The following is a 25,737-nucleotide window of genomic DNA, read 5'->3' as shown; positions in this document are numbered from 1 at the left end:
GGGCCCCGGCATCGACCCCGCCGACCTGCCCCACGTCTTCGAGCGGTTCTGGCGCTCAGACAGCGCCCGCTCGCTGCCCGGCTCCGGCCTCGGCCTCGCGATCGTCTCGCAGGTGGCCGAGGAGTCGGGCGGCAAGGTCAGCCTCCAGCCCGCGCCCGGCGGCGGCACCGTGGCCCGGCTCTGGCTCCCCGGCGATCCGGGCGCAGCATAGGCCAATCCGTTTTGCGGATGACCTACAGCGCGGAGAAATTGAGCGTCGAGCGTCGGCGTTCAGGCGAGAGTTGAAAATCGTGGACGGATCGCATGGCGCCTAATGGGCAAGGATATTCTGCCTTGCAGAGATTGCGGCTGAGCGGCTAGTTATCGGCGAGCGCTATTTCCGTCATCTTCTTAGAAATACGAGTCACGTTTGTCGCGCCGGTGTGCGCGGGAGTCGATCACGTCAACCACGACATTCCTCATGGAATATAATGCTACTGCTATTTATGGGAGCGTGTCGCCACGATGCCCGAAGGGGCCGAGGGCGCCGTACTATGGCGTGCCGTCGCGTGGGCGTTGAGTACGTCTGAGGCTGAAGGCGAATGCTGTGATAGTTGGGAAACGAGCCACGCTCGTTCTGGGCACCTGGATGGCGGTCGGCTAGGCGGCTGATGCCGCGCCACCCCGCCACCCCCCGGGCGTCGCTCTCGCCATCCCCTGGGTGTCAGTACTGTGCAAGAAACGTAGCGCCGCCTCTAGTGATCATGCATCTGACAGGGCATCGGATCCTGTACTCTTCATCCGAGCGCTGAGCGCCCGCATGGCAGCAAAAGGGCGGCCGTGCCAGCGCGAAGGCCGGAATGCTGCCGGATGGGATCTCCCCGCTCATGAACCCGTGGGAGCTGTGATGGATAACGCCCTTGACTCAAACTCCGGTTTAACGTCTTCCGTGCCTGACATCAGGTATATGCCACTAGACAGTCTCTCCGGAAAAACCACGCAGTCGTTGCGTCGGATCGTTCCAGCCGCCGATTCCCGTGTGGTTCCTGTCGCCGCATTCAACGCGTCCCTCTGAACTGCTTTCATTTATCCCCAGATAACCGTCAAGCAATCAGATTCCGACGCCTGATGACTCAGACCGCTCCGGCTTTGTTCCGGCAATTCGTAGTCAAAGTGCACAGCCGGTGCGATTTGGCGTGCGACCACTGTTATGTATACGAGCACGCCGATCAGAGTTGGCGGGCCAGGCCGCGGGTACTGAGCCTGGACACGGCAGCCGCGATCGGGCAGCGCGTGGCGGAGTACGCGAAGACGAACAGTCTCTCCGCCGTGAAGATCGTTCTTCACGGCGGTGAGCCGTTACTCGCCGGCGCCGAGCATCTCAGGGCTCTCATCGAGACTCTTGTCATGGCGACGCACGGCGTCACCGAACTCGACCTGCGCGTCCACACCAACGGAGTGCGGCTCGACACGGAGTTCTGCGACCTGCTGCGCGAGTACGGGGTACGCGTCGGGATCTCGCTGGACGGGGACCGCGCGGCGAACGACCGGCACCGGCGTTACGCCGACGGCCGCACGAGCCATCCACAGGTGTTGCGGGCGCTCGAACTGCTGCGCCGCCCCGACTACCGGCATCTCTTCGCCGGCATCCTGTGCACCATCGACGTGTCGAACGACCCGATCGCGGTATACGAGGCCTTACGTGCCGAGCAGCCTCCGCGCGTGGACTTCCTGCTTCCCCACGCGACGTGGGACACGCCGCCAGTACGGCCGAGCGACTCAGTCACCGGCGAACCGGTAAGGACCGCCTACGCCGACTGGCTGATCACGATCTACGACCGGTGGATCGCCGACGGCCGGCCCTTCGGCGTGCGCGTCTTCGAATCCATCCGCTCTACGCTGGCCGGCGGCCCACCGCTGACCGAGGCGCTCGGGCTCGCACCATCCGATGTGCTGGTCATCGAGACCGACGGGGACATCGAACAGGTCGACTCGCTCAAGACCGCGTTCGACGGCGCACCGGCGACCGGCCTCAACGTGCTCGTCGACGACATCGCGGCGGCAGCGGACCATCCGGGGCTGCGCGCCCGCGCGCTCGGCCTGGCCGGCCTGTCCAAAACCTGCCAGGCCTGCCCGGTGGTCGCCAGCTGCGGCGGCGGGCTCTTTCCGCATCGCTACCGAAGCGAATCAGGCTTCGACAATCCGTCGGTTTACTGCGATGACCTGTTCAAGCTGGTCACACACGTCAGCGAGAGCGAACGGCCAAGCGCCGCGACGGAGGCGGACAATCACACCCTGCCCGCGCCCCATATCCGCGAGCTGACCGCCGGGTTCGGCGGCGCCGGAGCCATCAGCTCGCTCGCGGCCACGCAGTACAGCATCAATCGCATGCTTCTCGCCGAGGCCGCGGAACGACTCGTGCACAGCGATCCGCCGCTGCGGGCGGCATGGAATACGCTCGTCGAGATCGATGCAGCGCGGCCGGACGCGGTGGATCACGTGCTCAGCCATCCGTACTTCCGGGCGTGGGCCGCCGGAGTTCTCGGATCGTCGTCACCGATCAGTCGCGGCTACTATCTGCCCGCGTTGGCGATCTCCGCGGCGGCGCGCGCCGAAGTCGAAACAGAGCTCTTCGCTACCATCAAACGGCAGCGGGTATATTTGCCGACACTCGGTCTGATCTTCGCCGGTGAGCAGCAAGGTACCGTCAGGGTCCGTACTAGTGACGGCCGGCTGAATTTCGAGGCAGCCGGGCGATCGTGGACAGTCGAGACCCGCGCCGCAGAGGCGGAACCCGGCTCGCCGTGGCGGCCCAGCGTGCGGCTGCGCTCTGGAGGATTCGCCACCACGCTCGAGGACGCGGACCCGGAGCGCGACTGCCATCAATGGCCCGCCGACCAACTGCTTTCCGCCGAGCAGCGCGCTGCGTGGCAGGATGCCTTCGACACCGCGTGGCAGCTCATTCGGCGCGATCACGCGGCCTACCTCCCGGGCCTTGAAGCCGGGTTGCGGGCTATCACGCCGCTCGCACCGTCCAGAGACGCACACGAGATCAGCGCCACAGCGCGGCACGCGTTCGGCGCGGTGGGCGCGGCCCTGCCGAGCTCCGCCGATCGGCTGGCGTTGCTGCTGATCCACGAGTTCCAGCACGTTAAGCTCGGCGCGGTTCTCGACGGTTATGCGCTGTTCGATGAGTCGGACACCAGGCTGTACTACGCGCCGTGGCGCCCGGATCCGCGTCCGCTCGAAGGGCTGCTGCAAGGCACGTACGCCCACGTCGCGGTCACAGATTTCTGGCGGGTCCGGCGTCTGCGTGCCGCCGATGAGCAGCAGAGCGCGGCGGCAGAGGCGCACTTCGCCCGCTGGCGGGAACACACGGCGCAAGCGGTGGAGGTACTGCGAGACTCCGGATCGTTGACCGCACTCGGCCTCGAGTTCGCCGAAGGGATGTCGCGCACGCTATCCCCGTGGTTGGCAGAGAGCGTCAGCGCCGAGGCCCTGAGCGCGGCCCAGCATTCGTCACAAGTGCATCGAACCGCGTTCGAAGCGGCGATGCGCCAGTCCGCGGACGCCTAAGATGCAGACCGCGTCGTCAATGCAGGCGCAGCTGCGCGACGAGTTCGCCGCGCTCGGAGTCGAGTCAGACGTAGACATCCTGGTACATGCCTCGATGCGCGCCCTGGGTTGGATCGACGGCGGCCCGAAGACGATCATTGCGGCGCTGCGAGATGTGCTCGGGCCGAAACCCTGCATTGTGGTGCCGACACAGACCACGCATAATTCGACGACGTCGAGAGTGCACGCCGAACGGATCGCGGGCATGTCCCCCGCCGAGATCGACGCCTTCCGCGCGCGCATGGAGGCGTTCGATCCGGTGCGGACACCCTCGTACGGCATGGGGATGCTGGCCGAGCATGTGCGCTGCCATCCTGAATCGCTGCGCAGCTCGCATCCGAAGACCTCATTCGCGGCACTTGGCCGAGATGCGGCGCAGATCGTCCGCGACCATCCGGCGCACTGCCACTTGGGGGAGAACTCACCGCTCGGCGCGTTATACGCTCGCGGCGCACAGGTACTCCTGCTCGGCGTGGGTTACGAAAAGGCCACAGCGTTCCATCTCGCGGAGTACCGGCTCGACCAACCCGTGCGCTCATATCAGAGCAAGGTGCTGGCAGCGGACGGGTCCGCCTCGCGGTGGGTCGAATACGAAGACATCGATCTCGACGACCGTGACTTCGCGACGCTAGGCGCGCAGATGCAGGCCACGCAGTCCTGGGTGTCCGTCGGCCAGGTAGGCGCCGGCCGGGCCGTCAGATTCCCGCTGGCCGAGGCCGTGCGCTATGCCGAACGCTGGATGCGCGAGAACCGGCCCATGCGCTGATCGTGCGCCCCCGTGGTGAGTGAGAGCTCTCATTCTCACTTCGAAGTCTGCATCACGGGCGAGTGGGTATCTCTAGTGAAATAGGATCCCGGTCCGTTGCATTACGCGAGGTTGGGGAGGGGCGCCGATGGGATCGTCGTCGCAGGATGCGATCCAGCGGCGCTCCGGTTACGGCAGTTGCTTCTTCCTCAGCTACGCGCACACACCCCGGGTCTTCGACGACGGACCCGATCCGAACTACTGGGTGCGCTCCTTCTTCCGGGACCTGTGCACCGAGCTGGTGCACCGCGATTCCCGGTGGCACGCCCCCGCGTCCCGCCCCGGCTTTATGGACGACGCGATCCCCGACGGCGCGATATGGCGGTCGAGACTGGCCGAACAGCTCGCTTCCTGCCGGGTGTTCGTGCCGCTCTACAGCAGGACCTACTTCAGCCGGGAGAACTGCGGCAAGGAGTGGGCCGTCTTCCGCGAGCGGCAGATGGCGCACCTCGCGCAGACCGGCACCCCGAACGAAGCGATCTTGCCGGTGATCTGGCAGCCGCCACGGCCTGAGGACGTGCCGCAGGTGGCCACGAACGTCCAGGTCGCGCAGCTGGGAGTGAGCAACCGGTACCTGGAACGCGGCCTGTACGAGCTGATGCGGCTCGACCGGGATGGGGAGTACGTCAGTGTCCTGATCAGACTGGCCGAGTATCTCGACGAGGCCGCGCGCACCGCCGCGCCGCCACCCGGCCCGATCGTCGACTACGAGGAAATCAGGCCCCTGTTCCCGGATCGGCCGCAGTCGACGCGCGCCGCGCGGCGCCTGTACATCACCGTGGCGGCTCCGGATCTGCGGACCGTGCCGCCGGGCCGCGACACCAGCTATTACGGTGCACGCCCCGAGGACTGGAACCCGTACAGTCCGCAATCCGCCGTCCCGCTCGCCAAGCGCGCCGAGGACGTGGCACGCGGCCTGGGATATCTTCCGGTCACCAGCAACCTGAACCGCTCCTCGCCGGAGCTGCGCAGGTCCGCGGTCAACGCCGGCGACCGCGCGGAGCCGGCTCCCAACGGCCCGGGCATACTGCTGGTCGATCCGTGGATCGCCAACGACTCGCTCACCGCGAAGAACATCGCCGAGTTCGACCGGCGGCGCAAACCGTGGATCAGAGTATTGATTCCATGGAGCGCGACAGACGGGCAGACCGCCGAACAGTCCTCGGTGCTGCGCGCGAAGCTGCAGCTCGCCATTCCGTGGAGCGCGGAGGCTTGGCGGCGCACGGCGCGGGCGGCCACCCGGGACCTGGCCAGCCTGGCCGAATTCGGCCACGCCATGCCTGCGGCGGTCGAGTTGGCGTGGCGGCACTACCTGAAGGCGGCGCAACCGAAACCCCCGCAGGGGGACTTCCCGCCGCGCCCGCGCCTCGCCGCAGCGTTGACCAGCCGCCTGCGGCACGCGCGCGACTGGGACGATGCACGGCCACCGGACGAACCGACAGACGACGCGGAACCGACGGACGAGACCGAACTGTGAGGGGATCACGATGACGACGCGCAGCGAAGGCAAAGTCGTGACCTTCTACTCGTACAAGGGCGGGGCTGGGCGCACGATGGCGCTGGCCAACGTCGCGTGGATCCTCGCCGCGAACGGCAAGAAGGTGCTCGTCGTGGATTGGGACCTGGAGTCGCCAGGACTGCACCGCTACTTCCCCGCCAGCGTCCTCGACCCGGTCGCGCTCAGCGCCACCCGGGGCGTAGTGGACATGGTGCGGGACTTCGAGTGGGCGGCGACCCACGACGACTCGATCCGCCCGCTGGACTGGCACCGCGAGCACGCGCGGATCAGCGACCTGGCCATCAACGTGCGCTGGCCGTTCCCGGATGGGGGGCACATCCACTTCCTGTCCGCGGGGCTGCAGAACCGCACCTACTCCGCGGCCGTCGCGAGCCTCGACTGGGACAATTTCTACGAGAGCCTCGGCGGCGGACTGCTGTTCGACGCCATGCGGGAGGACATGCGGGAGCACTACGACTACGCGCTGGTCGACAGCCGTACGGGCCTGAGCGACGTGGCCGACATCTGCACGATCCACCTACCCGACGTGCTCGTCGACTGCTTCACGCTCAACAACCAGAGCATCGAGGGCGCCGCCGAGGTCGCGCGCGCCATCTCCGCGCAAAGCGGAAGGCGCACGATCAGGATCCTGCCGGTACCGATGCGTGTGGACGAGGGGGAAAAGGAGAAAGCCGACGCCGGGCGGGCCGCCGCGCGCAGTCATTTCGACGGGTATCCCGACGCCACCGGTCCGGGCGGACATACCCGGTATTGGGGCGCGGTCGAGGTTCCCTACCGGCCGTTTTACGCCTACGAGGAGACCTTGGCAGTATTCGGTGACGCGGCCGGTCTCACCACGTCCCTGCTCGCGTCCTACGAACGGCTGACCGCCGAACTCACCGACGGCGAAGTCGTCTCGCTGCCTCCGCTGGATGAGTCGGAACGCCTCGGCATGCTCGAACTGATCACCCGGCGCCGGCTGCCCACGCCTGAGGAGATCACGATCGCCTACATCGCGGAAGACCGGATGTGGGCCGACTGGGCCGCGGCGGTGCTCGGCCGCGCCGGCTTCCCGGTGAAGATCCACCTGCTCAGCGGCGATTCCGGGTCGCGCATCGCGATCGACCACCGGGGTCGCGTGGCGGCGGTGATCTCCGCGGAGTTCACCAAGTCGAACCTCGCCATGGCCACCGTGAACACGCTGGCCGAGACCGACCAACTGCTCGCCATTCCAGTCTCCGACCTGCGCCTCGAGGCACGGCTTTCTGGGGTGCCGATGGCCGATCTGACCGGCCTGAGCGAGCGTGAGGCCGCGGCGGCACTATTGCGGCTCGCGGGCGCCTCCGACACGGACGTCGTGGCCGAAACGATTCCCGGCGCGCGCTTCCCCGGCGTCAGCCCGCGCGTGTGGAGCGTGCCGGGGCGCAACGCGACGTTCACCGGCCGCGATGAAATGCTGGAGAAGCTGCGCGACGAGATCGTCGGCGGTTCACCCGCGGTCATTTTGCCATTGGCGCTGCACGGTCTCGGCGGCGTCGGTAAGACGCAGGTGGCCCTCGAATACGCACACCGGTTCAAGGCTGACTACGACCTGGTGTGGTGGGTGAACGCTGAACAGCCCGACTTCATCAACACCTCGCTAGCCGAGCTCGCGGCCCGCCTCGGCATCCGTACCGGCGACAACGTGCCTGAAGCCGCCGAGGCGGCGCGCGAGGCACTGCGCCGGGGCGAACCGTACAGCCGGTGGCTGGTCGTCTTCGACAATGCGGTGGAACCAGAGGTGCTGAATCAGTACCTTCCCGATCTGCCCGCCGGCGGGACCGGGCACATTCTGATCACCTCGCGTATTCAGGCATGGGCACGAGTGGCCACGTCATTGGAAGTGGACGTGTTCTCCCGGGCGGAGAGCGTCGAACACTTGACCCGCGCAGTGCCGGGACTGGGCCTGCGGGACGCCGAGGCGATCGCCGAACTCGTCGGTGACCTTCCACTGGCGGTGGAGAGCGCGGCCTCCTGGCTGGCCACGACGGGAACCCCGGTGGCGCAGTATCTCGAGTCGCTCGGCGAAGAGACCACTCGCGTGCTCTCGCTCGGCCGGCCGGAGAACTATCCGGTCTCAGTCGCGGTCACCTGGAACCTCGCGATCCAGCGGCTGCGTGACCGAGAACCGGCCGCGGCGCGGCTTTTGGAACTGGCCGCGTTCATGAATCCAGACGCCATCGCGATGGACCTGGTCCAGTCCGACGAGATGATCGCCGCGCTGCGCCCGTTCAACGAGTTCGTCACCGAACGCATGGTCATCGGGAACGTCGTGCGGGAGATCGTGCTGCTCTCCCTGATCAAGGTCGATTCCAACACGAACGCGCTGCGCATTCACCGCCTGGTACAGGAGGCGGTCAAGGACCAGCTCGACCCGGATCAGCAGTCGAACACGTACCACGAGGTGCACCGGATCCTGGCCGGCGCGCGGCCGCAGCTCGGCGACACCGACGACCCGGAAAACTGGCCGCGCTACTCGATCATCTGGCCGCACCTGGCGCCCTCGCTCGCGGTGGACTGCGAGGAGGAACCCGTACGCCAGCTGCTGATCGACCGCGTCCGCTTTCTATGGAAGACCGGCGACTACCAGACCGCCCTCGACTTCGGGCGCAGCCTCGAGAAGCGCTGGCAGGAGGCGGTCGAGTCGTTCGGGTCCGGCAGCCAGGCAGGACTCGCGCTCTACCGGCAGTTGCTCAACCTGCGCTGCCAGATCGGCAGCGTGCTCAGATCCCAGGGGCAGTTCCAGCAGGCGCACGATCTCGACGTCGGGATCCTGGCCGAACAGCACCGGGTGCTGCCGCCGCGCCACCCGCACACGCTGCTGACCGCGACCTGCGTCGCCGCCGACCTGCGCGGCCTCGGCGAGTTCCAAGAGGCGCTGGCGATGGACCGGGAGACCTACGAAGACCACAAGCGGGCGTTCTGGGAAGACCACCCGCGGACGCTGTCCGCGGCCAACAATCTCGCCGTCTCGTACCGCCTGGTCGGCGACTTCGCGCAGGCGCGCGAAATCGATCAGGACACGCTCTACCGCCGCAGGGCCGTACTCGGAGACAAGCACCCCTACACCCTGTACTCCGCCGCGAACCTGGCGCGGGACCTGCGGGAGACCGGCAACTACACGACCTCAGTGCAGATGTTGCGCACCGCGCTCGCCGACTACCGCCAGGCGGTCGGCGAGAACTCCCCGGAGACGCTGCGCACCGCCAAGAGCCTCGCGGTCTCGCTGCGCAAGGCCGGGCAGTTGGAAGAGGCCCTCGCGCTCACCCGCGACACGAACGAGCGCTACCTGCTCGACTACGGAGCCCAGAATCCCGACGCTTTGGCTTGTGCCGTCAGCCTGGCGGCCGACCTGTCCGCGACCGGGGACAACGCGGAAGCGACCAGGATCGCCGAGGTCGTTCTGCGCACCTATCAGGAGAACCTCGGACCCGACCATCCTTACACCGTCGCGTGTATCAACAATCTGGCGACCTACGCGCGCAAACTCGGCGATCCCGAGCGGGCCAGGTCGCTGGCGCAGCAGGCGAGATCGGGCTTCGCCGCTCGCCTCGGACCGCGACACCCGTACACCCTCGCGGCCACCGCCAACCTGGCGAACTGCCTCGCGGACGTCGGCCGCCTCGAGGAGTCGGACGCCTTCGAACAGCAGATCGTCGCGGATTTCGCGGCCATTCTGGGACACGATCACCCGGACACGCTGGCTGCGGAGGCCAACCACGCGGTCACCCTGAATACCCTGGGACGCGCCGCGGAATCCGCGAGTCTGCGCTCCCGGCTGTTGCCGATTCTCGCGGAACGACTCGGCGAGGACCACGGCAACACGCGGGCGCTGCAGACCTGGAGCAGGTTGGACTGGGACCTGGAGCCGCAGCCGGTCTGACGCCGCCTCAGCCCGTCGCGGCGTCCGGCCGTCAAGCCGCCGAGGGCCAGTCGCGAGTGCGGCCGACGACAACCCAGGAGAGCACCTGCGGCAGGACCGCCACGGCGCCGAAGTGCGCCGCGCCGGACTCGATCACCGTGGTGCTGCGTGGCACCCTGCGGGCGAGCCACAGCGTGTGGCGCACCGGGGAAAAGACGTCTTCGGCGCCGTGCCAGAACAGCACCGGCGCGTCCGCGTCGCCCGGGTCGAAACCCCAGCCCGAGATGAATGAGACCGCGTCGTCGACCCAACCGAGGCCGGAGGTCTTGACCGCCTCGGCGAAGTTCGACACCAGCATCGAGCGTATGCCGAAGTCCGCGACCACGCGCCGGTCCGGCTCGGGAAGCTCGGGATCGTGGAACGGCAGATGTGCGGCGGGATCGCGCCGCATCAGCGCGGCGTTCACGCCGAGCCGCGCCGCCAGGGCGAGCGGGCCGACCTCCGCGGTCATGTACTCGGAGACGTTCGACGCGGTCATCCCGGCGTACCAGTCCAGGCCCTCGGCGTCCCTGGGCGCCAAGCCGACCAACACGGCCGCGCGTGACACTCGTTCGCCGAGCAGAACCGCGCAAGCCAGCGCATGCGGGCCGCCGCCCGACCTGCCGACCACGGCAAACTCCTGCAGGCCCAGGTCATCGGCGATCGCCTCGACGTCTGCCGCGGCGTGCGCGACCGCGCGTCCGGTCAGTCGATCCGATTCGCCGTATCCCGGGCGGTCATAGGCGATCAACCTAATGCCCAGCCGGTAAAGCACTGAGACGCGCGGGCGCGGGCCGAAGCGGCTCCCCGGGGTGCCGTGGAGCAGAAAGACGGGAGCGCCGTCGGGCGCGCCCCAACTCTCCACGGCCAGCGTTCTGCCATCCCGCGCACGCACGATCATCGTCACTGTTTTTCCTCCAGGGTCCCGCGCAGGCCGCCCCGACGCTTGCGTAGGCTGATTCACAAGTCATCTTCCCGACGGATAGCGGAATTCACGTGTCGGGGAGCGGAGTTAGGCGCTCAGGGCACCGGACAGGCGCAGGTCCAGCGCGGTGTGGCGGCGGCCGGAGCCGGCGGTGCGGATGGCCTGGGCGAGGGCGCGTTCCGAGCCGATCAGGACCACCAGCTTCTTGGCGCGGGTGACCGCCGTGTAGAGCAGGTTGCGCTGGAGCATCGTCCACGCGCTGGTGGTCACGGGAATGACCACCGCGGGGTACTCAGAGCCCTGTGAGCGGTGCACGGTGACCGCGTAGGCGTGCTGGAGTTCGTCGAGCTCTGCGAAGTCGTACGGGATCAGCTCGTCCTCGTCCGTGCGGACGGTGAGCTTCTGCTCGTCGTGCTCGATGGCGGTCACGATGCCGCCGGTGCCGTTGAAGACTCCGTTCGCGCCCTTGTCGTAGTTGTTCCTGATCTGGGTGACCTTGTCGCCGACGCGGAAGACCCGGCCGCCGAAGCGGCGTTCCGGTGCGCCGTCGCGGTGCGGGGTGAGCGCCTGCTGGAGCAGCACGTTGAGGTTGCCGGCGCCGGCGGGTCCGCGGTGCATGGGGGCGAGCACCTGCACGTCGCGGCGCGGGTCGAGGCCGAAGCGGCGCGGGACCCGGGTGACCGCGAGGTCGACGACCAGGTCCGCGGCCTTCTCGGAGTCGTCCTCGGCGAACAGGTGGAAGTCCGGGAACTCGCGCAGCAGCAGCGGCTTTCCGGCGTTGATGCGGTGCGCGTTGACGACCACGCCGGACTGCTGCGCCTGCCGGAAGACCTGGGTGAGCCGGACGCGCGGGATCGGTTCGGCGTCGAGCAGGTCCCGCAGCACCTCGCCGGCCCCGACGCTCGGCAGCTGGTCCACGTCGCCGACCAGCAGCAGGTGGGTGCCGGGCGCGATCGCCTTGGCGAGCTTGTTGGCGAGCAGGACGTCGAGCATGGACGCCTCGTCGACGACGACGAGGTCTGCTTCGAGCGGGCGGTCCTTGTCGTAGGCCGCGTCGCCGCCGGGCTTGAGTTCGAGCAGCCGGTGCACGGTCGCGGCCTCGGCACCGGTCAGCTCGGCGAGCCGCTTGGCGGCGCGGCCGGTCGGCGCGGCGAGCACGACCTTGGCCCGCTTGGCCCGGGCGAGTTCCACGATGGAGCGGACGGTGAACGACTTGCCGCAGCCGGGACCGCCGGTGAGGACCGCGAGCCTGCTGGTGAGCGCGAGGCGGACGGCCTGCTCTTGTTCGGGGGCGAGGTCGTTGCCGGTGCGGGTGCGCAGCCAGCTCAGGGCTTTGTCCCAGTCGACCTGCTGGAACTGCGCGAGCTTGTCCTCCTCGGCGTTCTTCAGGCGCAGCAGTTGTGCGGCCAGCGACACCTCGGCGCGGTGGAAGGGCACGAGGTAGATCGCCTCGGTGTCGGACCACTCCCCCGGCAGCGTCTCGCGGACGGCGCCCTCTGCGGCGATGAGCTGATCAAGGCAGGATTCACAGAGCGCGGCGTCCACGGTGAGGATTTTGACGGCGGCCTCGATCAGCTTCTCGCGTGGCAGAAAGCAGTTTCCGGCGTCAGAGCCTTGAGAGAGGGTGTACTGGAGACCGGCTTTGACGCGTTCCGGGGAGTCGTGCGGAATGCCGACGGCCTTCGCGATGGCGTCCGCGGTCTTGAAGCCGATGCCCCACACGTCGGCGGCCAGCTTGTAGGGCTCTGATTTGACGACGTCGATCGCCGTGTCGCCGTACTCCTTGTAGATGCGTACCGCGATGGATGTGGTCACGCCTACGGACTGGAGGAAGACCATTACCTCCTTGATGGCCTTCTGCTCGACCCAGGCGTCCGCGATCAGCTTCGTGCGCTTCGGGCCGAGGGTCGGCACCTCGACCAGGCGCTGCGGATCGGTCTCGATGATGTTCAGCGTGTCGGTACCGAAGTGCTCGACGATGCGTTCCGCGAGCTTCGGCCCGATGCCTTTGATCAGGCCGGAGCCGAGGTAGCGCTGGATGCCCTGGATCGTCGCGGGCAGGACGGTCGTGTAGTTCTCGACGTGGAACTGCCGGCCGTACTGCGCGTGCGAGCCCCAGCGTCCGCGCATCCGCAGCGACTCGCCGGGCTGGGCACCGAGCAGCGCGCCGACGACGGTGAGCAGGTCGGCGGAGCCGCGCCCGGTGTCCACGCGCGCGACCGTGTAACCGGTCTCCTCGTTGGCGTAAGTAATGCGTTCGAGTACGCCTTCGAGCACGGCGAGATGGAAGTTTGGGCTCTCGCCCTCAGCCTCCGCATCCTTAATCGCCGCCATGGCCGCAGCTTATCGGGCGGATACGACAGACCGGCCCGGAACATGCGGGTTCCGGGCCGGGGCTGTGGATAGCGCATCGAGCGCTGATCAGGTGGTGCCGGCGGCGGTGCTGCTGCTCGTCGCGGAGGTCAGGTCGTACACGGTCACGCCGCCCACCGTCTGCGCGGTGAAGTTCGACTCGACCCAGTTCGCGATCTCGGCGGCACTGGAGCTCGAGCCGCCGGTCGAGCCGGAGATGAAGTAGTGGATCTTCCCTTCCTTCACATACTGCTCGAACTGGGCCAGCGTCGGCGTCGGGTCGGTGCCGTTGAACCCGCCGATGGCCATCACCGGATCGCCGCTGGCCAGCTGGTAGCTCGCGGCGTTGTTGGAGCCGATGGTCGCGGCGACCCAGGTGTACTTGCCGGCGTTTGACTGGAGCAGCTGGGTGAGCGCCGAGCTGACGGTCGATCCGTTCAGCAGGCCGCCGATGCCGCCCATTCCGCCGGTGCCGCCGGCGGCACCAGGACGGCCCATGCTGCCGAAACCGCCGAAGCCCTGCGAGGTACCTCCCTGGGATGTACCGCCCTGCGAGGTACCGCCCTGGGCGAACGGGGAGCCCTGGGTCTGACCGCCACCGAAGCCGCCGAAGTTGCCGCCGCCGAAGCCTCCCCGGCCACCGCCACCACCGCCCGGCCCGCCGAACCTGCCGAAGCCGCCCGCCACCGCAGGACCGGCGCTCGGAATCGCTCCGGTGTGCGCCGCGTTGGCGGTGTCCAGCGTGTACGCGGTCGGCCCAAGCAGCAGCGCTACCAGTCCCGCTGCGCCTGCCCACCGCACGACCGTCTTCGGTGTGCGCGCGGCCAGTGCGATGACACAGGCCGCTGCCAGGCCGCCGATCAGCACGACGTACCGCAGCCAGGGCAGGTATTCAGGCGTCCGGTTCAGCAGGACATACGACCACACCGCGCCGACCGCGATCGCCGCTCCGAGCGCCACTGCCGCCTTGTCATTCGCCCGGCGCCGCCAGAGGATCATCGCGCCGATGCCGACCACCGCGCCGATCGCCGGGGCGAGCGCGACCGTGTAGTACGGATGGAAGATCCCTGCCATGTAGGAGAACACCGCGCCGGTCACCACCAGCCAGCCGCCCCACAGCAGCAGGGCCGCGCGTTCCGGGTCCGTCCGCCGCGCGCGCCGGGTCGCCCAGAGCCCGAACCCGAGCAGCACCAGCGCCGTCGGCAGCAGCCAGGAGATCTGCGAGCCGACCTCGGAGCCGAACATCCTGGTCCAGCCGGTCGCGCCCCAGCCGCCGCCCCCGCCGACCGAGCCGGTCTCGTCGCCGGTGATCCGGCCGAAGCCGTTGTAGCCGAACGTGAGCGAGAGGAAGTCGTTGTCCTGCGATCCGCCGATGTACGGCCGGTCCGCCGCCGGGATCAGCTCCACGACGGCGACCCACCAGCCGCCCGCGACCACCATCGCCAGCGTCGCGACGCCGATCTGCCTGATCCGCCGCCACAGCGTTGTCGGCGCGGCCACCAGATACACCAGCGCGAACGCGGGCAGCACCAGGAACGCCTGCAACGTCTTAGTCAGGAAGGCGAAGCCGATGCACACGCCGGCCAGCGCGAGCCAGCGGGTCTGCGCCCGCGCCGATTCGACGCTGGTGACCGCGCGCACGACGCAGTACGCCCCGAGGGTCATCAGCAGCACGAGCAACGCGTCCGGGTTGTTGAACCGGAACATCAGCGCGGCGACCGGGGTGACCGCCAGCACCGCGCCCGCGATGAGCCCGGCCGCGTGCCCCGAGGTGCGCCGTACCGCCGCGTACAGCACGCCGACCGCCGCGACCCCTTCGAGAGCCTGCGGCAGCAGGATGGCGAAGGAGTTCACGCCGAACAGCCGGGCGGACAGCTCCATCAGCCACAGCGAGGCCGGCGGTTTGTCGACGGTGATGAAGTTCGAGGCGTCCGAGGAACCGAAGAAGAACGCCTTCCAGCTCTTCGTCCCCGCCTGGACCGCCGCCGAATAGAACGGATTCGCCCACCCGGAGACCGACAGGTTCCACAGATAGAGCGCGGCGGTCGCGGCGAGCAGTATCAATACGGCTCTTCGCTCCCAGGGGAAGCGTTTGGGCGGCGGGGCGTCTTCCGTCACTGAGTTCGCGCTGTGCTCCAGAGTCGCTGTCATGGCATCCACGCTGCATCACCGCGATGAGGCGTTCATGAGAGGCGCGTGGGATCCGGTTTCGAACCGCGGAAAATCGAATTGACGGGTACCGCGTTCGAAACCAGGGTGGGGTCCCTTCCCCCCACTGAACCCGTGTAGGACGGTATGACGTCGAGCCTCGCCGTCCGGATCAGGCTGCTGAAGCTGCTGCCGGACGCCGGATACCCGATCATCACGCTGTACACCGCGCAATTGGTCGTCAGCGTGCTGCTGCCTGCCGCGACCGCGCTCGCCACCGCCGGCGTCGTCAGCCGCATCGAGGCGCACGCCGGACAGCCGGGCGCGTTTTCGTACGCCGTGCCGCCGCTGATCTTCCTCGCCGCCACCCTCGTGGGCTCGCAACTCATCGCGGCCGCGCACTGGCCCGTGCTCGACGTGGTGTATTCGCGGATCAACGCGACCCATCGGGAGCGGCTGGCCCTGCTCGCACTCGGCACGCCGACGATCACGCAGCTGGAGCGGCCGCACGTGCAGGACCTGATCAAAGCGGCCTCGGCGGAGTCCACCACCTGGGTCGAGAAGACCCCGGCCGACGGCGCGCTCAGCCAATTGCAGCTGCTGATGCGCTACGTGGGCATGGCCGCCTCCGCGCTCGTGATCGCCCGTTTCTCCTGGTGGCTGGTGCCGGTGATCGTGGCCCCGGCCTTCGCGGTGCGGGCGGTCGGCCGGCGCGAATGGCTCGCCCACTTCCGGGTCTGGCGGCGCGGCCTGGCCGAGAACCGGCAGTTCAAATACTGGGGGAAGGTCGCCACCTCGCCGGCGGAGGGCAAGGAGCTGCGCATCTTCGGGCTGGAGGGCTGGCTCGTCGCCCGCGGCCAGCGGCATATGCACGCGCACCTCGACCCGGTCTGGGCCAACCATCACAAGGTGGCCCGCTCCAAGTGGCTGATCGCGATCCTCACCTTCGTGCCGCTGGCCGTGGTGTTCGCCGGGGTCGGCCTCGCGACGGCGCACGGGCACGGCACACTCGCCGCGGAGACCGTGGTGCTCACGTCCGCCTGGTCCGTCTTCGCGGCGATCGGCGGAACCTACGACGCGATGGCGATCGAGGGCGCCACGCCGGTGATGGAAGCCTACGAAGAGCTCGAGCGGATTCTCGCGACTGCGGCCCCGTCCAGCCCCACCCCCACTGCGCCCACTCTTCCCGCGCCGCCTGCCCTCTTAGGAGCGCCTGCCCTCCCCGCCTCTTCCTCTGCCTCCTCCCCCGCCGCACCGGACCGCCACCCCGCGCCCCTGGTCCGCTTCGAGGCGGTCGGCTTCACCTACCCCGATACGACGCGCAAGATCCTCGACGGCCTCAGCTTCGAGATCCGGCCCGGCGAACTGCTCGCGGTGGTCGGGTTGAACGGCGCGGGCAAGTCCACCATGACCAAGATCCTGGCCGGGCTCTACCAGCCGACCGAGGGCCGGGTCACCGCCGACGGCGTCGACCTCGAGGAGCTCGGCTACGCCGCGTGGCGCCGGCAGCTGTCCGTCGTCTTCCAGGACTTCGTGAAGTATCCGCTGACCGCCCGCGAGAACGTGCTGCTCGGCGCCGGCGCGGTCGACGCCCCCGCGGCGCGGGACGTCCTGGAGAGCGCCGCACGCGACTCCGGCCTCATCGACGTGCTCGAGCGGCTGCCGCTCGGCTGGCACACGCCCCTGTCCAAGTCACGGGAGAACGGCGTCGACCTGTCCGGCGGGCAGTGGCAACAGGTCGTGCTCGCCCGCGCGCTCTACGCGGTGCGGACCGGCGCGCGCATTCTCGTCCTTGACGAGCCGACAGCGCACCTGGACGTGCGCACCGAGTTCGAGGTCTTCCAGCGCCTCGCCAACGCGGCCGGCGAGGTCAGCGTGGTGCTGATCTCGCACCGCCTGTCCACGGTGCGCCAGGCGGACCGCATCGTGCTGCTCGACGGCGGCCGGACCGTCGAGTCCGGCTCGCACGACGAGCTGATCGCGCTCGGCGGCCGCTACGCCGAGATGTTCGCCATCCAGGCCGAGCGCTTCGTGCGCGGCTACCAAGACGTCCTGGAAGAGGGAGAGCTGCTGTGACCGCCGATTCGACTACAGCCAAATCCGAGGACGGCTCCGGCCCCGGTCTGCGAGCCGGCCTGGCGCTCTGGCGCGAGCTGATGCGGCTGAGCTGGCAGCAGAGCAAGGCGCTGTACTTCACCGTGCTCGGCGCGCTCATCCTGGACACCTGCGCCATCGCGCTCATCGGCGTCGGCCTGCGCGCCATCGTCTCCGGCTCGGTGCACCACGCGACCACGGCCGTCGTCGTCGGGGCGCTTGGCGCGGCGCTGGCTTACACGGTGAACCTGTGCATCGGCGAGATCGGCGCCATGATGCGCGTCGAGCTGGCCGAGGTGGTCGCGATGCGGCGGATCGTGCCCGAGGTGCGGCTCGGCGCGATCGGCATCGAGACCGTCGACCACCTCGAGCGCTCCGCCTACCTCGACCGGCTCACCCTGGTCGAGGACAACGCCTGGGGCATCGTCGACTCGGCCTGGGCGGCGGTCGAGGCGGTCGGCTTCATCGCCCGGCTCGCGCTCACCCTCGGCCTGCTCGGCAGCGTCAGCCCGCTGCTGTTCATCATCCTGATCGCCGGGGCGATCCCGGTCCTGTTCGAGCGGCGCGGCCGGATGGGCGTCAAGGCCGCGGAGGTGGCCCGCTCGGCCGACCGCAGGCTGCAGCGGGACCTGTTCGAGCTGGCCGTCTCCCCGGCGGCCGGCAAGGAACTGCGGGTCACCGGCGCCGGGCCCGACCTCGTGCGCCGCCAGCGCGCGGCCGCGGACCGGGCCGAGGCGATCTGGATCAGGGCCCGCATCCGGGCGGCGGTGTGGGGCGCTGCCGGCTGGTGCCTGTTCTCGCTCTGCTTCGTCAGCGGGCTCACGGTCGTCGTGCACAGCGCCGCGAACGACCCGGCGCGTATCGGCGACATCGTGCTCACGGTCACGGTCGGCACGCAGCTGCGGATGATCGTCGAGCAGGCGGTCCGGCGCTCGGCGGACACCGGTGGATATACGCGGCTGCTGCGCCCCTTCCGCTGGCTGCGCCGCTATCGGGACGATCAGCACGCGCTGGCCGGCCCGGGCCTGCGACCGCCGGCTCGCCTGGCGTCCGGCATCACCTTCGACCACGTCACCTTCAGTTATCCGGGCACCGACCGGCCCGCGGTGCGCGACCTGACGGTCCATCTGCCCGCCGGGTCGGTGGTAGCCGTGGTCGGCGAGTACGGCTCCGGCAAGACGACGCTCGTCAAGCTCGTTACCAAGCTCTACCGCCCGGACAGCGGCCGCATCCTCGTCGACGGCGCGGATCTGGCCGACCTGGACACGGCGGCCTGGCGGTCCGTCACCAGCGCCGCGTTCCAGGACTTCGGCCGGTATCACACCTCGTTCGCCGAGGCCGTCGGATTCGGCGACATCGCAGCCGTCGACGACCTTGACCGCATCCGACGCGCCGTCAGCGACGCCGACGCAGAGGCGCTGGTGCGCCGCCTGCCCGACGGACTGGACACCCGGCTCGGCAGGCAGTTCGGCGGGGTCGAGGTCTCCGAGGGCCAGTGGCAGAAGATCGCGCTGGCCCGTGCCTCCATGCGCCCGGCGCCGCTGCTGTTCGTCCTCGACGAGCCCACCGCCTCGCTCGACGCACCGAGCGAGCACGCGATCTTCGAGCGTTACATGCGGCGGGCCCGCGAGGTCGCCGAGCACTCCGGCGGCATCACCCTGGTGGTCTCGCACCGCTTCTCCACGGTCGCCGGAGCGGACCTGATCCTGGTCATGGAGGGCGGCCGGCTGGTCGAGCACGGCACCCACGAACGGCTGCTCGCCGCGGACGACCGGTATGCCTCGCTTTACTCCCTCCAGGCGACCGCTTACGCCGACTAACCGCCGAGATTCCCAACTTCCACCCGTTCGGCCCAATTCAGCAGGTAAAAGCAGCCATCGGGCCGCCTTTCGTGAAACTTTCAGAGGCAGGAGGCCGCCGCCGGCCCGCCCCTCGCCTGATCTCACGACCACCGGACGGGTTGGCCGAATCGTTACCGGGTTGATCCACCAGTAACGCTGGACGGGACAACAAAAGCAAGGTTGCATCTCAGGTGTCGTTTCTCGGGCCGAGTCAACGACTTTCCTGAGGACGCACCGGTAATCAGCGAGTCAGGGATCGAGGACGATGATGTTCACAAGCTCTGGCACACGGGGGCTCACGACCCGGAGCCACGACGATCGCAAGCGGTCGCGGACCAAGCGCCGCGTACTGCTGACCGCCGCCGCCTCCGCTTCATTGCTAGCGGCCGCATGCAGTAGCAGCTCCAAGGGCGCGCAGGCCGTACCGACCCTCACCGGCGACTGCGCGCAGTACCAGGCCTACGCGGGCCACTCCGGCACCACGGTCACGATGTTCGCCTCGATCATCAGCCCCGAGTCGGACTCTCTGCAGAAGTCCTGGGCGCAGTTCTCCCAGTGCACCGGCATCAAGATCTCGTACGAGGGCTCGAACGACTTCGAGTCGCAGCTGGCGGTCCGCGTCTCCGGCGGCAACGCCCCGGACCTCGCGGTCATCCCGCAGCCCGGCCTGCTGGCCCAGATGGTCAAGACGCACAAGGTGGTCAAGCCGCCGGCGGAGACCGTCTCGAACGAGAACAACTGGTCGCCGATCTGGAAGCAGTACGCCACCGTCAACGGCACCTTCTACGCCGCGCCGATGAGCGCGAACATGAAGTCGCTGGTGTGGTACTCGCCCAAGGCCTTCACCGCGGCCGGCTACCAGGTGCCGACCACCTGGGACCAGCTCATGTCGCTGTCCGCGAAGATCGCGTCCTCCGGGAAGGGCAAGCCGTGGTGCGGCGGCATCTCCTCCGGTACCGCGACCGGCTGGCCGGCCACCGACTGGCTCGAGGAGGTCGTGCTCGGCAAGTACGGCGGCTCCGTGTACGACGACTGGGTCAGCCACAAGATCAAGTTCTCCGACCCGCAGATCCAGGACGCCATGCAGACCGTGGCCGGCTGGATGCAGAACCCGGCCTGGGTCAACGGCGGCTTCGGCGATGTCAAGACCATCGCGACCACCACCTTCCAGGACGCCGGCAAGCCGATCCTCAAGGGTCAGTGCTGGATGCTGCAGCAGGCCTCCTTCTACGAGGCGCAGTGGCCCACCGGCACCAAGGTCGCCCCGGACGGCGACGTGTTCGCGTTCTACCTGCCGGCGGCCGGCAACACCCAGACCCCGGTCGAGGGCGGCGGCGAGTTCGTGACCGCGTTCTCCTCGCGTCCTGAGGTCCAGGCGGTGCAGAACTACCTGTCCACCCCGCAGTGGGCGGACTCGCGCATCAAGGTCGCCCCGGGATGGGTCTCGGCCAACGAGAAGGTCGACCAGACCCTCTACACCGACCCGATCGACAAGCTGTCGGCGAAGTACCTGACCGACCCGAACGCCACCTTCCGGTTCGACGCCTCCGACCTGATGCCCGCCGCCGTCGGCGCGGGACAGGAGTGGAAGTCGTTCACCGCCTGGTTCGGCCAGGGCCAGAGCATCAAGCAGGTCGCTGCCGACATCGACGGCGCTTGGCCCAGCTCGTGACGTACGGCTCAACCACGCTTGACGCCTCGTCCGGCCTCCGCACCTCGGAGGCCGGATGATGGCCGCGCAGACGCAGGTAATCCTTGCGAGCACCGCGAGCGACGCGTTCTCGAAGCTGGGCCAGACCGGTGAAGCGCTGCTGGTCTTCTTCGGCGTCGGGCTGATCATCTTCGTCGCGGCCGGCCGGGCGACCGGCCGGCTGCACCGGCCGCTGACCATCGTGGTGCTGCTGGGGCCCGCGCTGATCCTGTTGGCCGTCGGGCTGGTCATCCCGGCGATCCGCACGATCTATCTCAGCTTCTACAGCGACGACTCCACCGTCTTCCTCGGCGGGAAGAACTACGGCTGGGCGTTCACGAACGGCTCGGCGCAGCAGGCTCTGCTCAACACCCTGCTGTGGATCCTCATCGCGCCGGTCGTGGCCACCGCGCTCGGGCTGCTGCTGGCCGTGCTGGTGGACCGGATCAAGTTCCAGGCGGTGTACAAGTCGCTGATCTTCATGCCGATGGCGATCTCGTTCGTCGGCGCGTCGATCATCTGGAAGTTCGTCTACGACTACCGGGCGCCCGGGCAGCCGCAGACGGGACTGCTCAGCCAGGTCGTGATCGATCTGGGCTGGAGCAATCCGCCGAACTGGATCCTGAGCCATCCGCTGAACAACTTCCTGCTGATGGTGATCATGATCTGGTCGCAGACCGGGTTCGCGATGGTGGTGCTCTCGGCGGCGATCAAGGCGATCCCTGACGACATCATCGACGCGGCGAAGGTGGACGGCGCCCGCGGCCTGGCGATGGCGTTCCGGATCACGTTCCCGATGATCCGCAGCACCCTGATCGTGGTGCTGACCACGGTCATGATCATCACGCTGAAGCTGTTCGACATCATCCGCACGATGACCGGCGGCAACTTCGGGACCGAGGTGCTGGCCAACGACATGTATTCGCAGACCTTCGTGAACTTCGACACCGGCAAGGGCAGCGCGCTCGCGGTCATCCTGTTCGCCGGTGTCCTTCCGCTGGTCGCGTACAACATCGTCCTGTTGCGACGGGAGAGGCAGATCCGGTGAGGCAGATCTCATGAGTACTCCCGCCGAAGTCGTTTCCCCGATCAAGACGGCGCCGGCCGGGCCGGCGGCGAAGGCGGTGCGCCGGTCCTTCTCCTCCCCGCTGGCCACCGTGCTCGTCCTGCTGCTGACGGTGCTGTGGACGGTGCCCACCTTCGGGCTGTTCGTGGCCTCGTTCCGGCCCTCCGGGGCCTCGGCCACCTCCGGGTGGTGGACCGCGTTCGCGCATCCGCACCTGACCGTCTCGAACTACGACACGGTGCTGTTCCAGAGCGCCAACTTCGGCGGTTCGAGCGGCATCATGCCGTTCCTGGTCAACTCGCTGGCGATCACCATCCCGGGCACGCTGTTCCCGCTGACGATCGCGGCGATGGCGGCGTACGTGCTGGCGTGGGTGAAGTTCCGGGGCAGCGACACGCTGTTCTTCTTCATCTTCGCGCTGCAGGTGGTGCCGCTGCAGCTGGCGCTGGTTCCGCTGCTTCAGCTGTTCTCCGGCGGGGCGCACATCGGCACCGTGGCGCTCATCCCGGCGCTGAACGTCAGCGGCACGTACGTGTCGCTGTGGACGGCGCACACGATGTTCGCGCTGCCGCTGGCGGTGTACCTGCTGCACAATTTCATCGCGCAGCTGCCGCGGGACCTGATCGAGGCGGGCCTGGTCGACGGAGCGTCGCACTTCAGGGTGTTCCGCACGATCGTCCTGCCGCTGGCGACCCCGGCCCTGGCCGCGTTCGCCATCTTCCAGTTCCTGTGGGTGTGGAACGACCTGCTGGTCGGCCTGACCTTCGCGGGCGGCACGCCGCAGGTAGAACCGCTCACCGTGCGGCTCTCGCAGATGGTCGGCTCATTCGGCGGACGCTGGGAGCTGCTGACGGCGGGCGCGTTCGTGTCCATCGTCATCCCGCTCGTGGTGTTCTTCTCGCTTCAGCGCTACTTCGTGCGCGGCCTGCTGGCCGGCTCGGTGAAGGGCTGATCTGAGGCAGGCGGCCGGGGATGCTCACGGGAATCCTGGTCGGCGAGAGCGTGCGGATCGGCGCGGCGCTGGAAGGACTGGAGCTGCGGCTGTACCGGGTGACCGGCGTCGAGGTGCTCGACCCGGCGCCCGGTCAGCCGCCGCGCTGGACGCTGCTGGAGTTCGGGGCCGAGCAGCAGCAGGCCCCGGAGCTGGCCGCGGCGCTGGCGCGGTGCCTTGAATCGGGCCCCTGGTACGCCAGCTTCACCGCCGGGGACGAGGTCTTCGTGGTCTTCGCCGACCGCGTCTTCCGCTATGCCCGCGGCGACCGCTCCGGCCGTGCCCGCGCGGCCCAGTACGCGCGCACGGTGGGCGTTCCGGAGAAGCAGCTGGACTGGACCGAGTGAAGCGAACGACGCGAGGAGCGGCATGCCCGCCAAGTCGGTAGCCGAGAAGTTGCTCGTCAAGCCGGAGACGACGCTCTGGCTCTCCCACGAGGACAGGCTCGCGCTCATCGCGCCGCTCCCGGACGGCGCGACGCTCGTCCCGGCGCTGCGCGAGGCGACCGCAGCGGTGCTCTTCGCCGACGGCGAGTCAGACCTGCGTCAGCTCCTCGGCAAGCACGCCGATGCGGAACTGGCAGCCCCGTCTGTGTTGTGGGTCGCGTATCCGAAGGCGAACAAGGCGGACATCAACCGCGACACGCTCTGGCCGATCCTCGCCGAGCGCGGCCTGCGCCCCATCAGCCAGGTCGCGGTCGACGCGACCTGGTCCGCGCTGCGCTTCCGCGCTCTGAGGCCGGGCGAGGAGTTCAAGCCGGGCGCTTGATGCACGCCTCAGCGGCACCGGCACTCCCATCGGCTCCGCTGCGCTCCGCCCGACGACGCCTGCGGCTGGCGCGCTCCGCGCGGAAGAGGCACCACCCGCGCACCCTGCCCCGCGTCCTCGCTTGCGCTCCGCCGCTACACGAACCAGGGCGCTGCCGCGCACGCGCTACGCGCTGAACGCTGCGCTTTCCCTCCGGGCCGCTCCGCTCGCCGCTCAAGCCGGGCGCTGGATGCGCGGTTCCGGCTCCGCTGCGCTCGCGGCCGCGTCGCGACCTCACCCAGCGAGCAACAAGCGGACCAGGTCTGCCGGGTCGATCGATACATGCAGATCACTGACCTGCCCATCCCCGACCTCGACGACGCGCCACACCCCATCGGCTCGCAGCGCCATATCCGTCGTGACGAACCGGCACCCCAGACGTTGTACCGCAGACTCGACACAGCCGAGTTCGGGCTCCAGGCCGCGTACGTGCGGGCTGTCGGGATGCGGCGTCAGCAGGCGGGCCTGCCCGTCGAGCCACCACACGCGCACCTCGGCGGCCACGGATTGCGGCGTGCGGAAGGACTCGAACTCGCGCAGCACGATTCCCCCGGTCAGAAACTCGCCCTGCAACTCCACGAACCTACCCACGACCCGGGCGACGGCAGCGGTATCCGACAGGTCGCGGATGAAGCAAGCCTCTTCCCACTCGTGCTTACGCGACTTGACATAGTCCTTGACGATGCCCGGCCCAGGCCGCAGCCCAGCAGCGAGCGAGGCCAGCGCCTCCGCAGCCGGGATCTGCCCCACGCCCCCAGCGCTCCACACACTCGCCGGCGTCTCGTCGGCAAACGTCGGATACCAACCCGGCAGCTCATGCGCCGCCCGATACCGCTCAGGAGACACCAGCAGTTCAACCCCGCGCTGATCCAGCACCCGAGCCAGCGCGCGGTAGCGCTCAGAGGGGATCATCCAGCCTCGGTACCACACCGCCCCGAGCTCGACCGGGACACGCTCGACCGCGCGCTCCACCTCGCCACGCAGAAGAGCGTCGTGGTCGATCAATGCGACAACACCGTCACGCGCCCGCACCGCTTGGGCCTCGGCGGAGAAATGGCCGTCAACCCGTCGCGGATTCAACGGATCACAGCAATACAGCAACGACGGCGGCATGCCCGCCACCATAAGGACCCACTGCGCTGCACGACCACCGGTTTCCCATCACCCTCGTCTCTCGCGTCCACCTACGTCGCTTGGCGCCGGTCGCAAAGCTACGATCTGGCCGTGTGAACCTCACCGCCGACCTCGACCTCGGTGCGGGCCTTCGACTGCGCACGTTGACCAGCCAAGACGCCGAGCTCGTGGTCCAGGCCACCAGTACGGAGACAGGCCGGGCCCTGTGGGCAGCGCACCCGGTCGGGCCCTACACGCTGAACGACGCGCACGCCGCGCTGCGCGCCTGGGATCCCGACGCGGGAACGCAGACGTCGTACGGAATCTTCGACAAGGACGAGTTGCTCGGTGCTCTCGGACTGATGCCCGATGGCCCGCACAGCGCCGAACTGGCTTACTGGGTGCGACCGCAAAGCCGCAGGCAGGGCCTGGCTTTGCGCGGGATCCGCGCGATCACCCCGTGGGCGCACCAGGATGTCGGCCTGACCCGCATCTGGCTGGAGATCGACCCCGACAACACCGCCTCGCGACGCTTGGCCGAGCGCGCCGGTTATCGATACGAGCAACGCCTCGCGCGCCACTGCCGAACGTGGACTTCGCCCGAACCGGAAAACGACACCTGGCACGATTGCCTGATCTGGACGCACACCCATCCCGAACCCACACCTATCCCGGATGAGGAGGATGGACAGTGAGGGGCGACGTTCACGTGCGATGGCGGCGTATCGGCACTCACGACGTCTTCGACAGACTGTAAGCAGATCGGCTGCCCCAGTAGCGGAGCGGATCGGAGGGCCGCGCAGCGTTCAGCGCGAAGCGCGTGCGTGGCAGCGCGTTTTGTTCGCGTAGCGGCCGAGCGCCAGCGAGGACGCG

17 protein-coding genes are annotated in these 25,737 nt (G+C 68.6%); 13 read left to right on the top strand and 4 right to left on the bottom strand.

The genetic code is table 11. The annotated features are described in order from the left end of the window. The 5 genes from VFA06_RS20300 to fxsT all read left to right on the top strand — a co-directional run. Window positions 1–211: sensor histidine kinase (locus tag VFA06_RS20300; RefSeq protein ID WP_324842228.1), on the top strand; the 211-nt coding region annotated here is incomplete at its 5' end. Between the two features lie 896 nt (window positions 212–1,107). Further along, the gene (locus tag VFA06_RS20295; protein WP_324842227.1) at window positions 1,108–3,555 is read left to right on the top strand and encodes an FxsB family cyclophane-forming radical SAM/SPASM peptide maturase; all 2,448 of its coding nucleotides are present in this window, start codon (window positions 1,108–1,110) and stop codon (window positions 3,553–3,555) included. A gap of 19 nt (window positions 3,556–3,574) precedes the next feature. Next, a complete protein-coding gene (locus tag VFA06_RS20290; protein WP_324842226.1) occupies window positions 3,575–4,360 on the top strand; it encodes an AAC(3) family N-acetyltransferase in 786 nt (261 codons plus the stop codon). Between the two features lie 127 nt (window positions 4,361–4,487). Further along, window positions 4,488–5,876: a TIR-like protein FxsC gene (locus VFA06_RS20285; RefSeq protein WP_324842225.1), complete on the top strand. Its 1,389-nt coding sequence runs from the start codon at window positions 4,488–4,490 to the stop codon at window positions 5,874–5,876. A 10-nt stretch (window positions 5,877–5,886) separates the two neighbouring features. Continuing rightward, window positions 5,887–9,819, top strand: a complete 3,933-nt coding sequence (gene fxsT, locus VFA06_RS20280; protein ID WP_324842224.1) for an FxSxx-COOH system tetratricopeptide repeat protein — start codon at window positions 5,887–5,889, stop codon at window positions 9,817–9,819. 31 nt (window positions 9,820–9,850) lie between these two features. Here fxsT and VFA06_RS20275 read toward each other — a convergent pair whose 3' ends face one another. The 3 genes from VFA06_RS20275 to VFA06_RS20265 all read right to left on the bottom strand — a co-directional run bounded on the left by VFA06_RS20275 (window position 9,851) and on the right by VFA06_RS20265 (window position 15,265). After that, window positions 9,851–10,738, bottom strand: coding sequence for an alpha/beta fold hydrolase (locus VFA06_RS20275; protein WP_324842229.1), 888 nt, complete (start codon window positions 10,736–10,738; stop codon window positions 9,851–9,853). A gap of 111 nt (window positions 10,739–10,849) precedes the next feature. Further along, window positions 10,850–13,096: an ATP-dependent RecD-like DNA helicase gene (locus VFA06_RS20270; protein WP_324842223.1), complete on the bottom strand. Its 2,247-nt coding sequence runs from the start codon at window positions 13,094–13,096 to the stop codon at window positions 10,850–10,852. Between the two features lie 87 nt (window positions 13,097–13,183). Next, a complete protein-coding gene (locus VFA06_RS20265) occupies window positions 13,184–15,265 on the bottom strand; it encodes a glycosyltransferase family 39 protein (protein WP_324842222.1) in 2,082 nt (693 codons plus the stop codon). A gap of 144 nt (window positions 15,266–15,409) precedes the next feature. Between VFA06_RS20265 and VFA06_RS20260 the strand changes: the two genes are divergently transcribed. The 7 genes from VFA06_RS20260 to VFA06_RS20230 all read left to right on the top strand — a co-directional run bounded on the left by VFA06_RS20260 (window position 15,410) and on the right by VFA06_RS20230 (window position 23,712). Further along, entirely contained in the window at window positions 15,410–17,338 is a 1,929-nt protein-coding gene (locus tag VFA06_RS20260; protein WP_324842221.1) for an ABC transporter ATP-binding protein, read from the top strand. Further along, window positions 17,335–19,176 (top strand): ABC transporter ATP-binding protein, encoded by a 1,842-nt coding sequence (locus VFA06_RS20255; protein WP_324842220.1) that lies wholly within the window; start codon window positions 17,335–17,337, stop codon window positions 19,174–19,176. The genes VFA06_RS20260 and VFA06_RS20255 overlap by 4 nt, the downstream gene beginning before the upstream one ends. A gap of 289 nt (window positions 19,177–19,465) precedes the next feature. Then, complete coding sequence (locus tag VFA06_RS20250; protein WP_324842219.1) at window positions 19,466–20,869, top strand: ABC transporter substrate-binding protein; 1,404 nt, start codon at window positions 19,466–19,468, stop codon at window positions 20,867–20,869. Window positions 20,870–20,927: 58 nt separating this feature from the next. Then, on the top strand, window positions 20,928–21,935 hold the full coding sequence (locus tag VFA06_RS20245; RefSeq protein WP_324842218.1) for a sugar ABC transporter permease: 1,008 nt from the start codon (window positions 20,928–20,930) through the stop codon (window positions 21,933–21,935). A 10-nt stretch (window positions 21,936–21,945) separates the two neighbouring features. Continuing rightward, entirely contained in the window at window positions 21,946–22,905 is a 960-nt protein-coding gene (locus VFA06_RS20240; RefSeq protein ID WP_324842217.1) for a carbohydrate ABC transporter permease, read from the top strand. A 20-nt stretch (window positions 22,906–22,925) separates the two neighbouring features. Further along, window positions 22,926–23,291, top strand: coding sequence for a hypothetical protein (locus VFA06_RS20235; protein ID WP_324842216.1), 366 nt, complete (start codon window positions 22,926–22,928; stop codon window positions 23,289–23,291). 22 nt (window positions 23,292–23,313) lie between these two features. Beyond that, window positions 23,314–23,712 carry a hypothetical protein gene (locus VFA06_RS20230; protein ID WP_324842215.1) on the top strand — a complete coding sequence of 133 codons (399 nt, stop codon included), beginning with the start codon at window positions 23,314–23,316 and terminating at the stop codon, window positions 23,710–23,712. Between the two features lie 273 nt (window positions 23,713–23,985). Here VFA06_RS20230 and VFA06_RS20225 read toward each other — a convergent pair whose 3' ends face one another. Beyond that, the gene (locus VFA06_RS20225) at window positions 23,986–24,864 is read right to left on the bottom strand and encodes an ATP-grasp domain-containing protein (RefSeq protein WP_324842213.1); all 879 of its coding nucleotides are present in this window, start codon (window positions 24,862–24,864) and stop codon (window positions 23,986–23,988) included. 113 nt (window positions 24,865–24,977) lie between these two features. On the opposite strand from VFA06_RS20225, the gene VFA06_RS20220 reads away from it, so the two are divergent. Beyond that, a complete protein-coding gene (locus VFA06_RS20220; RefSeq protein WP_324842212.1) occupies window positions 24,978–25,559 on the top strand; it encodes a GNAT family N-acetyltransferase in 582 nt (193 codons plus the stop codon). Window positions 25,560–25,737: the final 178 nt, after the last annotated feature.

The sequence above is a fragment of the Actinocrinis sp. genome (assembly GCF_035653575.1).
In the GTDB taxonomy this organism is placed as follows: Bacteria; Actinomycetota; Actinomycetes; order Streptomycetales; family Catenulisporaceae; genus Actinocrinis.
Note: the sequence above shows the minus strand (reverse complement) of the source record. Positions and strands in the feature narration are given on the sequence as shown.